The sequence below is a fragment of the Erwinia sp. E602 genome, assembly GCF_018141005.1.
Taxonomy (GTDB): Bacteria; Pseudomonadota; Gammaproteobacteria; order Enterobacterales; family Enterobacteriaceae; genus Erwinia.
In genome coordinates, this window is sequence record NZ_CP046582.1 from 2,660,150 (window position 1) to 2,672,657 (window position 12,508).

The window sequence follows — 12,508 nt, forward strand, 5'->3', positions numbered from 1 at the left end:
GCAGACCTTCGGAATATTGTCCTGCCATGATTAGCTGGCACAACGTGCCGCCGATTAAGTAAGGATGAGAAATAACAGGACTGAGCGGGACAGATGTCACAATCGCCAATCGAGTTTAAAGGCAGCAGTTTCACGCTGTCAGTCGTTCATTTGCACCACACCGATCCTGAAACCGTGCGCAGAGCGCTGGCGGCGAAGGTGAGTCAGGCACCGGCGTTTCTGAAAAATGCGCCGGTTGTGGTCAACGTCTCTGCGCTGCCAAACAACATTAACTGGCGGATGATGCAGCAGGCGATCCTGTCTACCGGGTTGCACATTGTCGGCATCAGCGGCTGTAAAGATGAACAGCTGAAGCGCATCATTGCCCGTTCCGGGCTGCCGGTGTTGAGCGAAGGCAAGGAGCAGAAGCCGGAGCCGGCCCCTGAACCTGCGCCTGCACCGGTCGCGGTGCCTGAACCGGTTGAAGAGAGCGCCCGTACCCGGGTGATCGCTACCCCTGTCCGTTCCGGGCAACAAATCTATGCCAAAAACTGTGACCTGATCGTCACCAATAACGTGAGTGCCGGCGCAGAGCTGATTGCGGATGGCAATATTCATATTTACGGCATGATGCGCGGCAGGGCCCTGGCCGGTGCCGGCGGTGATAAAAATTGCCAGATTTTTTGTACCCACCTGTCAGCCGAGCTGGTCTCTATCGCCGGTGAATACTGGATTATGGATCAAATTCCGGCTGAGTTTTTTGGGAAAGCGTCCCGTCTGCGTCTTGCAGACGGCGCATTGACTATACAGACACTGAACTGAGCAAGGCTCACTCTTTTCTTTTCTTAAGGAAAATCATTTTATGGCACGCATTATTGTTGTTACATCTGGTAAAGGAGGCGTCGGTAAAACCACCTCCAGCGCGGCCATCGCTACCGGTTTAGCGCAGAAAGGTAAAAAGACCGTGGTGATCGATTTCGACATTGGTCTGCGCAACCTGGATCTGATCATGGGCTGCGAGCGGCGCGTGGTGTATGACTTTGTTAACGTGATTCAGGGTGATGCCACGCTGAACCAGGCGTTAATTAAGGACAAACGTACCGAAAACCTGTTTATCCTGCCGGCGTCGCAAACCCGTGATAAAGACGCGTTGACCCGCGACGGCGTGGAGAAGGTGCTGGACGATCTCGGCAAGATGGACTTTGATTTTATCGTCTGTGACTCGCCGGCCGGCATCGAAACCGGTGCGCTGATGGCGCTCTATTTCGCCGACGAAGCCATTATCACCACCAACCCGGAAGTCTCTTCGGTACGCGATTCGGACCGTATTCTGGGGATCCTTTCGTCAAAATCCCGCCGGGCCGAAAACAGCCAGGACCCGATTAAAGAGCACCTGCTGCTGACCCGCTACAATCCGGGCCGCGTCAGCCGTGGTGATATGCTGAGCATGGAAGACGTGCTGGAAATTCTGCGCATCCCGCTGGCCGGCGTTATTCCGGAAGACCAGTCCGTGCTGCGCGCCTCTAACCAGGGTGAACCGGTGATCCTTGATGCCGAGTCTGATGCCGGCAAAGCCTATGCCGATACCGTTGCCCGCCTGCTCGGAGAAGAACGTCCCTTCCGCTTCATTGAAGAAGAGAAGAAGGGTTTCCTGAAACGCCTGTTTGGGGGATAAACCATGGCCTTACTCGATTTCTTTTTATCCCGAAAAAAGAACACAGCCAACATAGCCAAGGAACGGCTGCAGATCATCGTTGCAGAACGCAGGAGGGGCGACAGTGAGCCCCACTATCTGCCGCAGCTGAAGAAAGATCTGTTGGAGGTGATCTGCCGTTACGTGAAGATTGACCCGGAGATGCTGAGCGTGAAGCTGGATCAAAAAGAGGATGATATTTCGATTCTCGAGCTGAACGTCACCTTACCGGAAGCGGAAGACGCCCCGAAATGACCGACGGCTGCTCATGATATTCCCCTGCTGTCAGGCAGGGGAATATCGCGTTTAACCCGCCGCCAGCAGGCGGTTGATCTCCGGCTCCAGCAGCGCCCCGCGCCAGCCATCCACCAGCTCCGGCTTATGCTCCTGCGGTTTTAACTTCCAGTACCAGCTCAGCAGCTGATTGATCTGACGGCGTGACGCCAGCAGCTCAGGGCTGACTCCGTGCTTTTCTGCCGTCTCGGCCACCAGCGCCTTCAGCGCCTTAAATATCTGTTTGTACTGCGGCTGATCGATCAGATTTACCAGCGGAGCCGGCAGCGCCTCTTCCGGCAGGGCCTCCGCCTGGGCTACCAGCGCCAGCAGCGCGCGACCGTGGAAGCGGATCTCCTGCCCCGGTACGCCCAGGTGCTCCAGTTCACCGAGCGAACCCGGCAGATAGCGCGCTACCTTCCACAGGTTCTCTTCGCGCACCACAAAATTAACCGCCATATCTTTTTCACGTGCCAGGTTCAGCCGCCAGGCTCCCAGCAGACGCAGTGCCGCCAGCTGACGTGGACGCAGCTGCCATGCATTGGTCATTTCACGCCAGGCTTCCTGCGGATCGAGCTGCGCGGTGCGGCGCTGACACAGCAGGCGGCACTCATCCAGCGCGGCGGCCATCTGGCCGGCGGCCTCGGTTTCCGCCATCAGCTTGTGGGCAACCGGCAGCAGATAGAAGACGTCCGCCGCCGCGTAGACGCACTGTTTTTCGGTCAGCGGACGCGCCAGCCAGTCGGTACGCGACTCGCTCTTGTCCAGCGCGATGCCGGTAAAAGACTCGACGATGGTGGCAAAGCCGCAGCTGAGCGGACGTCCGCTGAACGCCGCGAGGATCTGGGTGTCGATCATCGGCTGCGGCAGCACGCCAAACTGGTGCAGAAACACCTCAAGATCTTCGCTACCGGCGTGCAGAAACTTGGTTACCCCGGCGTCCAGCAGCAGGTCGCGGAACGGCGTCCAGTCACCGATGGTGAGCGGGTCAATCAGCGAGATGGTTTCGCCGTCAAATAGCTGGATCAATCCAAGGCGGGGATAGTAGGTACGGGTACGGACAAATTCGGTATCCAGCGCCAGCGCGGGTACCTGACGGGCACGCAGGCAGACTTCGGCCAGCGCGTCATCGGTGGTGATCATGGTGTAATTCAAAATTGCATTCTCTCGCCGCAGCGCTGGTTCAGGCCGCGGTCAGCTGGCGTTAACGGTTAACGGCCGGGACTCCGGCCGTTAGGTTTCCTGTTCAGGCAGCCGTTGAGCCGGCCTGTTTAATGACTTCATCCCGCAGTTCACGGCGCAGGATCTTGCCGACGTTGGTTTTGGGCAGCTCGTCGCGGAATTCCACGATCCTCGGCACCTTATAGCCGGTCAGGTGTTTTTTGCAGTGGGCGATCAGCTCCTGTTCGCTCAGCGACGGATCCTTCTTCACCACGCAAATTTTGACCGCTTCACCACTGACCTCGCTCGGTACGCCAATGGCAGCGGCTTCGCGCACCTTAGGATGCAGCATCAGCACGTCTTCAATCTCATTCGGATAGACGTTAAAGCCGGAGACGAGGATCATATCTTTTTTGCGATCGATAATACGCATAAAGCCTTCAGGGTCAACGGTAACAATATCGCCGCTGCGAAGCCAACCGTTTCTCATCACCTCGTCGGTGGCATCCGGCCGCTGCCAGTAGCCGAGCATCACCTGTGGCCCTTTAATGCACAGCTCGCCCGGTTCCCCTTCCGGCACGTCGTTGCCGGCGTCATCGACCAGGCGGATGTCGGTCGAGGGCACCGGCAGGCCGATGCTGCCGTTGTGGCACTTAATATCATAGGGGTTCACCGAGACCAGCGGCGAGCACTCCGTCAGGCCGTAGCCCTCCAGCAGATAGTGGCCGGTGAGCTTTTCCCAGCGCTCGGCGACCGCCTTTTGTACCGCCATGCCGCCGCCTGCCGACAGGCTGAGGGACGAGAAATCGAGCTGGTTAAAGTTGGCGTCGTTGAGCAGCGCATTAAACAGGGTGTTCACCCCGGTGATGGCGGTGAAAGGATAGCGCGCCAGCTCCTTCACCAGCCCCGGAATATCGCGAGGATTAGTGATCAGCAGGTTGGCCCCGCCCAGATCGATAAACAGCAGGCAGTTCACCGTCAGAGCAAAGATATGGTACAGCGGCAGCGCGGTGACCACCGTCTCCTGCCCCTCTTTCAGCAGTGAGCCATAGGTGGCCCGGCTCTGCTCGAGGTTGGCCTGCATATTGCGGTGGGTAAGCATCGCCCCTTTGGCCACGCCGGTAGTGCCGCCGGTATATTGCAGAAACGCCAGGTCGTCGTTGGTAATCGCCGGTTTCTGATAAGGCAGTTCTGCGCCGCGCTGCAGCACGTGGCGGAACGAAATCGCCCCCGGCAGATGGTACTTCGGCACCATTTTTTTTATGTATCTGACCACAAAATTCACCAGCGTGCCTTTGACCGGCGAAAGCTGGTCACCCAGCCGGGTGAGGATCACGTGTTTGACCGCGGTGCGGGCCACCACTTTTTCCAGCGTATGGGCAAAATTCGAGACGATAACAATCGCGCTGGCACCGCTGTCGTTGAGCTGATGCTCCAGCTCGCGCGGGGTGTACAGCGGATTAACGTTGACCACGATCATACCGGCGCGCAACACGCCGAACAGCGCCACCGGATACTGCAGCAGGTTTGGCATCATCAGCGCCACGCGGTCGCCCTTCTTCAACCCCAGCTCCTGCTGCAGGTAGGCGGCGAACGCCCGGCTGCGCGCGTCCAGCTGCGCGTAGGTCATGCTCTGGCCCATATTGATAAAGGCGGTCTGCTGCGCGTAACGGGCAGAAGCGTACTCGAACAGGTCGATTAGAGAAGCATAACGATCGGCATTAATTTCAGCCGGAACATCGGCGGGGTAACGTTTTAACCAAACCTTATGCAAGCTATCACCTCGGAAACTATTATTGGTTGTCATCGCAGCCTCGGCACGTCGGCATTTGTTAACATTATTTTAACTCAGCGTACCAGTTTGCTGAGCAAACTGTTAAGAGGTTGCGAAGCCCATCACTAAATTTCTCCGTCAGGGAGAAAACAGATAAAAAAAAGGCATATCCGCCATCACACAGCGGATATGCCGTGAATCAGTCCGCACAGGCCGCCTATTCGGTCAGAATGGTCTGTACCTGGGAAGGGCCAGTATTGTAATAGAAGGCCGGTGGTGGCCCCCAGTAGCCGCCACGGTGGCGATAGCCCGGTCCGTACCAGATCCACGGGTCGATCGGTGCCGGTGGTGAAACAATCTGCTGCACCCGGTGCCAGCGCTGGTAGCCGCTAACGTTAACCACCACAAAGTTATAGGACGCGCCGTTGATGCTGCCCTTCTCGGTGCCTTTGATCGGGCCGACCACCGTCACCATCTGGTCGCGGAAATCGACCGGATCGACAAAGCCGTTAATGTCGGCATAAATGCGGCCGATCGAGGCGGACCCCAGACGCGGACGGGCCCCCTCATCCAGCGGCATGGCGGCGATCTCCAGCCGGGTTTTACCGGTCTGGTTGAGCACGTTGACCACCTTGCCGCCGAAGCGCGACTCCTGGCCGGTAAACAGCTGCGGCGCGCCCAGGACGCGGGCCAGGTCCTGCTGCGGCACCGGCGACGAACCTTTGATCGAATCCGGCACGCTGACGCAGCCGGCCAGCAGCAGCGCGGCCGCCAGCAGCAGGCTGCCGGGTAAAAGAGCGGTTCTACGCATTATGTTGTTCTCCCCTGATAACATCACTCTTTTGACTGCACGCGCTGCAAATAGTTGCCGTAACGTTAGTCGCGGCCCGGTAATTTTTTCCACGCCACTTCATTGCGCAGATAGGTCGGCTCGGCGTGTTCCGGTGCTACGCTCAGGCCCGCGGCCAGCGCCTGTACGGCCAGCGGCAGCATATCCTGCGCGCACGGCAGCTCTACCGAACTCATCGTCAGCGTCAGCGGGCTGGCCTCTGCCAGCTGCGGCCAGGCCTTCCAGCCGGTACCGGCGCAGGCCCAGTCACCCTCCAGCGCCGCCATCCGCGCCGCGGCGGCCTCCGGTTTCAACACCGCTTCACTCTGCTCACCCTGCCAGACGCCGTGCGCATCGCGCTGATATTCCGCCCAGTAGACTTCCCCCATGCGGGCGTCGATCGCCACCAGCACCCGGGTTGCCCCGTGCAGCCGCCAGGCGCTCTCGGCCATGGTTTTCAGCGTGGAGACACCCACCAGCGGCAGCCCGGCACCCAGCGCCAGCCCCTGCGCGATGCCTATTCCAATGCGTACGCCGGTAAAGCTGCCCGGCCCGCGGCCAAACGCCAGCGCGTCAAGCTGCTGCAGCTGCAGTTCACCCTGCTGCAGGATCTGCTGCACCAGCGGCAGAATGCGCTGGGTATGTTCGCGGGCGCAGAGTTCAAAATGCGCCAGCTGCTGCTGGCCGTTGAGCAACGCAACCGAGCAGGCTTCCGTGGCGGTATCAATGGCTAAAATTCGCGTGGACATCGCAACCTCTGGGGATAAAATTTTTCGGCGCGCATGATAGCATAGCGCGCGGTGAATTACTGCTGCGTCAGCGGTTTAAGAAAGTCGATGGCGCGGGCCAGATCGCGGGTGCGCGGCGCCGGCGGCAGGCTGTTTAAAAACACCGCACCGTACGGGCGCATCACCAGCCGCCCGTCGCAGATCACCAGCACGCCGCGATCGGAGACGTCGCGGATCAGCCGCCCCACCCCCTGCTTCAGGGTGATCACCGCATCCGGCAGCTGCACGTCGTTAAAAGGCTCGCCGCCGCGCAGCTTACAGTCCTCCATGCGCGCCTTCAGCAGCGGATCGTCCGGTGAGGTGAACGGCAGCTTGTCAATGATCACCAGCGACAGCACGTCGCCGCGCACGTCCACCCCTTCCCAGAAGCTGCTGGTGGCCACCAGCAGCGCGTTACCCAGGCTGACAAACTGATGCAGCAGCTGGCCTTTGCTGGTCTCCCCCTGCAGCAGCACCGGCAGCGTCAGGGTGGCGCGAAACTCCGCAGCCACCTCGCGCATCACCTGATGCGAGGTGCAGAGAAAGAAGCAGCGCCCGCCGTTGGCCTCGATCAGCGGGCGCAGCGTGCGCGCCAGCAGCCGTGCGCCACCCGGCTGGTTGGGCACCGGCAGGTTACGCGGCACGCACAGCAGCGCCTGCTGCGCGTAGTCAAACGGGCTGTCGAGGATCAGCGTCTCGGCCTCGCCAACGCCCAGCCGCTCGACGAAGTGCCCCATCTGGCCGTTGACCGCCAGGGTGGCCGAGGTGAAGATCCAGCTGGCCGGGCGCTCGTCCATCACCTCACGGAAGCGTTCGGAGACGGAGAGCGGGGTCAGCGCCAGAATAAAGTGGCGGGCGTTACATTCGTACCAGTAGCTGAAGCCCGGCTGGTCAACCTGTTTCAGCCGCTTGAGCCGGCCACGGTAGAGCGCCGCGCGCTCAAAGGCCGCGTCGAGCAGCGCCGAGCGGCCCAGCGACAGTTTAGCCACGTCGTAACAGAGCTCCAGCGCATCGTCCAGCAGCAGCAGCGCGCGCTGAATGTTTTTATCCGCCAGCAGATCGCGCAGGTTACCGCGAAAGCCGGGATCGCCCAGCGCCAGGCGGAAATCAGCAGCCGCCTGCGCCAGCCGGTCAGCGGATTTCTGCAGCTGCTGCACGTCACGCACTTCGGTGCGGTAAGCAATGGTGATGTCTTTGGCGAGGTCCAGCAGCTGGCGGCTGGAGAGCTGCTGACCAAAATACTGGCTGGCAATGTCCGGTACCTGATGGGCTTCATCGAAGATCATCACGTCAGCCTCGGGGATCAGTTCGGCAAAGCCGCTCTCCTTAACCACCATATCGGCGAGGAACAGGTGATGGTTGACCACGATCACGTCGGCCTCCATCGCCTTACGGCGCGCCTTAACCACAAAGCACTCTTTATACTGCGGGCAGTCGCTGCCAAGGCAGTTATCGTTGGTGCTGGTCACCAGCGGCCAGATCGGGCTGTCTTCCGCCACGCCACCGCAGGTGCTGATGTCGCCTTCGACGGTTTCATTTGACCAGCCGCGCAGGTGTACGAGGTCGCTCATCGCCTGCACCGCCAGATCGCCGCCGGCCAGCGACTGCTGCTCCAGCCGTTCCAGGCAGAGGTAGTTGGAGCGCCCTTTCAGCAACGCCAGCTGCCCTTTAAACTTCAGCGCCTTTGCCACGGTGGGCAGGTCACGGCTGTAGAGCTGATCCTGCAGCGCCTTGGAACCGGTGGAGACGATCACTTTTTTGCCGGCGCGCAGCGCCGGAGCCAGGTAGGCGTAAGTTTTGCCGGTCCCGGTCCCCGCTTCCACCACCAGCTCGTGGCGACCGTCAATCGCCCGCTCAACGGCGGCGGCCATCAGCCGCTGCGGCTCACGCGGTTTAAAGCCGGGAATCGCCTTCGCCAGCGCGCCGTCTACTGCAAAATCGTCTGCCACATTACCTCACCGGCTACTAAAAACTACTGTGGATTATGTCAGTATTGCCCGACTGATGCAAAAGCAGGCGGCACCGGCCCTGCGGGGGATGGGCTACCGCCTGCGGGCAGCAACGGGGGAAAAATGCCCGTAGTGCGTCTGCACACCCTGCCACCGCGTTGCAATGCGGCGTGACAGCAACCGGCCCTTTATGCCAGGCTAGCGCGGTTTCGCATTCTGCAAAAGGAGCAGCACATGACCATTGAACGTCTCGACCCCGAGCACCGCATGTCGGAAGCTGAAACCTATAATTTAGAACAGTAACTTAACGCATTCTGCCTCGCTCACACGTCCCAGGATGCAAAAGTATGAAAAGAGATAACAAGCCTCAAAAAGTGTTGTGTGTCCCAAATCCGTCTCAGCTCGCTATTCTATTTACTCGCACTAAAAACTGGTGTTCTACTAAATAGTCGGCCTGAGCCACTCCCGCGCCTCATGCAGTACCCACGTCACCACGCCCAGCAACTGGACATCTTCCAGCGCCTGCCCCTCTATCGCTTCGCCGTCTTCCGTGATCAGCGCTCCGCCCATCAGCTTACCGACATACCCACTCCCGAGTAACTCAAAAGCTACTTTGTCTCCCTGTTCTGGTTGCAGCGACCGATCGACAACCAGGACACGGCCAGGCACGTGAATCATCGTTGTATCCGAGGGATGGGAGATCATTAGCTCGTTCAGGCAGAGCTCTTTTTCTGCATAGTCTGTTGCCGGCGATGGAAAGGCCATGTCAGTACCCCGCGTTCGGGCTGAACAGGGAGAAGATGCGCCGCTCCCCCTCTTCGGTGGAGATGTCCGTGAAGCTGGTTTGGTAGAACTCTATCCAGAGGTTGGCCTCCCGCAGGGTGAAGTGGTGGTTAACTTTGGCGAGTTCGGCCTGAAAGTCGACGGTGCTGACCGTACGGCGGCCGTGCTCGTGTTTGATGGCTGCTCTGAATGCGAGTGGGATTTCGTAACGACGGGGCATGATACCCTCCTGTAATTAACTGTATACATATACAGTATTATTGCAGAGGGTAATTGATCAAGCGGGAAATGCGGAGATAGGTATAAGTGGGTGATTGGGGGAAAAATTTAATTACGGGGTCCTTCCCGTATCTTTTAGCAGAACACATTGACCAGCGCTTTTCCGTACACGCTCATCTCATAACCGCCGGGGTGGTTGCGCAGGTCGGCACCGCATAGCGAAGTGGTGACAACGCCCATGCCTCCACGGCTCATTTCGTCGGCCAGCCAGTCGGTCGGCACGTATGCCGCGCCGGCGTCGATGGCGGCCCGGTAAACCTGCCGGTTGGTGTAGCGCCACTGCTCCAGGCTGTAGCGCCCATCCTCCGTTACCGACGTTCTCGGCACCGGCACCACAACCACGTCAGCGCCTGCAGCCTTAAGCGTGCTGATGATGGTCATCATCGACGCGTAGGTAGTCGCGACCGCGTTGTCGTTCATGCCGAAGCAGACCACGGCAAGGTTTGGCGTCACGGCAACCGCAGCGTTCAGGCGCTCTGCCGTCGCGCCGCTGGCCGAGTTCGATCCGGACACGCCAAAATTAACGTAGGTCACCGTGCAGCCCCAGGCGTCTTCCAGGTGTGCTTTCAGCTTCCAGTTCCAGCCGATTTTAATGTGGATAGTTCCACCACCATCGTTCCAGTTTTCCGACGGGTACAGGTTGCTGAGCGTGTCAGTTCCATACCCGCCCTGCAGGAACAGCTGGCGATCACGTGACGTTCCTCCCGGCGTTGTAAGCGGGTTGCTGATGTTCGACACGGCGGTGATTGAATCGCCGTACCCCAGCAGCGTGATTGCCTGGCCCCGGGCCATCCGCGCCAGCGTCTTCTGCAGGCAGCGGCGGTTGTGCTGACGCATTACCGCGGCGTCACCGTTGTCCAGAATTTCATAACCGGTTTCCGGGTAGCGGTAAACCGGCTCAAACTCCAGCACGTCACCGGCCACCAGCACGTAGTACAGCGCCACCTGTCCCGCCGCCGGAACCGGACGATACTCCTGCACGTCAAATGCGCGTTCGGTACCCTTAACCACAGACATGACCAGCGTATGCGGGTCAATCTGAATCAGGTCGTAACGCTCACGCGTGTAGGTAAACGCCACGCTGGCGTTGTACTGCGTGGCCGTCAGCCCGCGCAGCTTGCCGCCATAGCCGTCAACGTTGTAGTGCGTGCCTGCCGTCAGCGGCGTTGACGTTGCCGTGTCGGTAACGGTGACCGCGCTGATGCGTTTTTCTCCCAGCCACTCGTTACCGTTCGAAGGCCATTGCACAGTTGAAGACGACGCCTGTTTCAGTACGGTGGTAACCGTCTTCGTCCCCACTGTCGTTATCGCAAGCGTCAGCGTGGCCGCCAGCGCTTTCGTTACGCCGTTCACCACCGCCGATCCGCCGATCGCCACCTGCCGCCCGGTCACCGTCAGGGTCGGATAATAACGGGTCAGGGTCAGGGTTGATGCCGCCGCAGAGATGGACGCGATTTTCGTGGCGTTCTCTGCCGACAGCGCGGCAACCTGCTGAACCTTATCTTTCACCGGAATGTATCCGGCAACCGAAAGTTTCCACGCCAGGCCCAGACTGGCACCCATTGAAGCCCAAGCATTGTTAAGCCGGTTGACGAAATACCCCTTCGCATTGCTGACGGGGGCTGTTTCTCCGGCGGCGGCGTAGTCTCTGGCTTGTGTGCCGATATCGACGGTAGCACCTGACGCATCGTATGCGTGCACCTCGATCATGGCGAAGTAACCGGACGGTACAACAAGCCCTGGAACGGGATACTCAACGGCGGTAAATTCAGCGGCTGATGCCGCAGAGGGCGGTGTCACCCTGCCGCTGAAGACATGCCTGTCTCCGGCAGCAACGCCGGGCGAGTTAGTGCCCGGCAGGTCGGCGTTCGCACGCAGAATGATGCGGTAATAGATGCTGCTGATCGACGGCAGATTGCTGTGATACAGGGTTATCAAATCGAAAGCATCGGTGATACCGGGAAACCCGACCGCCCAGGCATACCAGCGGGCATTCGCCGCCGCGCCCAGCGCAAAGCTGGTACTGTTCGGCGCGCGGGATGAGACGTCCCTGCGCGTGCTGATCATTCCCGCGTCTTTTTTTACCGGGCTGTTATAGCCGATGCGGTAAGCCAGCCGGAACGGGTTGGTTGTCGTCCCGGCGATCGGCTGCCAGGCTCCGCCGGACAGCGACTTGTAAAAGCCGCCCAGCGAGTTTACAAGGCCCGAGGCTTCCGCCTGCGTAATGTCCTGCCTCGCGCTTCCAACGTAAACAGCCGTGCCTGAGGCGTCGAAAGCCTGCACCACGAAGAAAGCGATCGCCCCGTCCGGCAGAGTAATATCACTGAACGGCATCCGCGCCAGCTGGAACCCCTGCACCAGGGCATCACTGACGCCGATGTCAGACGGCGTAAAGCTGATGGTCTGCAGGAGCGTATCCGATGCGGCACCCGGCAGCACGGCAGCCCCGTCCGTTTCACGCCGGTACACGTCAAGGCGGATAGTTTTCAACACGGAGAGGTTGCTTAGCCACATCTCAATATAGTTAAGCGTTCTGCCGGTAGAGGTAACGCCCACCGCCCAGCCGCTCATTGTTGTAGCAGCGTACTGGTTGTTTTTGGCTACTTCGTTGAGGATCGTATCGCCGCCACCCAGTTCTTTTGACAGCATCCCCGTCGATTTATAACCGGCGTCGACGTAGGCTTTGGAAGCCAGGGAGGTGATTTCTACAGCCGCAGAGGCCAGATTGCGATAGTAGCGAAAAGCCGTGCTACTGCCGGAACCGATGATCACGCGAAAATACTGTCCGTTCGTGGTGGCAGCCAGGCCGGTTGCAGCATCCGGAACGGTTATCACCCCAGCGCTGTCGAGTGAGGTGATAATGGAATTTATTCCTACCTCAATGCCTGTCCATGTCGGACGCTCATTACCGAGCCGATCTGTTGTTGTGGTTTCCGGGCTGTTAAGTATTTCATCCTGCACCTGGGCATTATCCCACACGTTTCTCATATCTGACGATGGGACTGGAACATTGGTATTATA

At 59.5% G+C, this 12,508-nt stretch carries 11 protein-coding genes; 3 read left to right on the forward strand and 8 right to left on the reverse strand.

Annotated elements, in window-relative coordinates; genetic code table 11:
* Positions 1 to 93 precede the first annotated feature (93 nt).
* From minC to minE, 3 genes are read left to right on the forward strand one after another with little or no spacing between them, the layout of a single operon-like run.
* Positions 94 to 801, forward strand: coding sequence for a septum site-determining protein MinC (minC, locus tag GKQ23_RS13545; protein ID WP_212408511.1), 708 nt, complete (start codon positions 94 to 96; stop codon positions 799 to 801).
* Between the two features lie 40 nt (positions 802 to 841).
* Entirely contained in the window at positions 842 to 1,654 is an 813-nt protein-coding gene (minD, locus tag GKQ23_RS13550) for a septum site-determining protein MinD (protein WP_056242053.1), read from the forward strand.
* 3 nt (positions 1,655 to 1,657) lie between these two features.
* Complete coding sequence (gene minE, locus GKQ23_RS13555; protein WP_056242049.1) at positions 1,658 to 1,927, forward strand: cell division topological specificity factor MinE; 270 nt, start codon at positions 1,658 to 1,660, stop codon at positions 1,925 to 1,927.
* 51 nt (positions 1,928 to 1,978) lie between these two features.
* Here the strand turns inward: minE and rnd are convergent, their stop codons facing one another.
* From rnd to GKQ23_RS13595, 8 genes are all read right to left on the reverse strand, one after another.
* The gene (rnd, locus tag GKQ23_RS13560; RefSeq protein WP_056242046.1) at positions 1,979 to 3,088 is read right to left on the reverse strand and encodes a ribonuclease D; all 1,110 of its coding nucleotides are present in this window, start codon (positions 3,086 to 3,088) and stop codon (positions 1,979 to 1,981) included.
* A gap of 103 nt (positions 3,089 to 3,191) precedes the next feature.
* Complete coding sequence (fadD, locus tag GKQ23_RS13565; RefSeq protein ID WP_146005465.1) at positions 3,192 to 4,880, reverse strand: long-chain-fatty-acid--CoA ligase FadD; 1,689 nt, start codon at positions 4,878 to 4,880, stop codon at positions 3,192 to 3,194.
* 217 nt (positions 4,881 to 5,097) lie between these two features.
* Entirely contained in the window at positions 5,098 to 5,691 is a 594-nt protein-coding gene (locus GKQ23_RS13570; RefSeq protein WP_056242041.1) for a Slp/YeaY family lipoprotein, read from the reverse strand.
* 65 nt (positions 5,692 to 5,756) lie between these two features.
* Positions 5,757 to 6,458, reverse strand: coding sequence for a tRNA (adenosine(37)-N6)-threonylcarbamoyltransferase complex dimerization subunit type 1 TsaB (gene tsaB / locus GKQ23_RS13575; protein WP_056242038.1), 702 nt, complete (start codon positions 6,456 to 6,458; stop codon positions 5,757 to 5,759).
* A 56-nt stretch (positions 6,459 to 6,514) separates the two neighbouring features.
* Positions 6,515 to 8,425 carry an ATP-dependent DNA helicase gene (locus GKQ23_RS13580; protein WP_212408512.1) on the reverse strand — a complete coding sequence of 637 codons (1,911 nt, stop codon included), beginning with the start codon at positions 8,423 to 8,425 and terminating at the stop codon, positions 6,515 to 6,517.
* 441 nt (positions 8,426 to 8,866) lie between these two features.
* A complete protein-coding gene (locus GKQ23_RS13585; RefSeq protein WP_212408513.1) occupies positions 8,867 to 9,094 on the reverse strand; it encodes a hypothetical protein in 228 nt (75 codons plus the stop codon).
* Positions 9,095 to 9,191: 97 nt separating this feature from the next.
* On the reverse strand, positions 9,192 to 9,428 hold the full coding sequence (locus GKQ23_RS13590; protein ID WP_212408514.1) for a DNA polymerase V: 237 nt from the start codon (positions 9,426 to 9,428) through the stop codon (positions 9,192 to 9,194).
* Between the two features lie 134 nt (positions 9,429 to 9,562).
* Positions 9,563 to 12,475, reverse strand: coding sequence for an SGNH/GDSL hydrolase family protein (locus GKQ23_RS13595; RefSeq protein WP_212408515.1), 2,913 nt, complete (start codon positions 12,473 to 12,475; stop codon positions 9,563 to 9,565).
* Between the last annotated feature and the right edge of the window lie 33 nt (positions 12,476 to 12,508).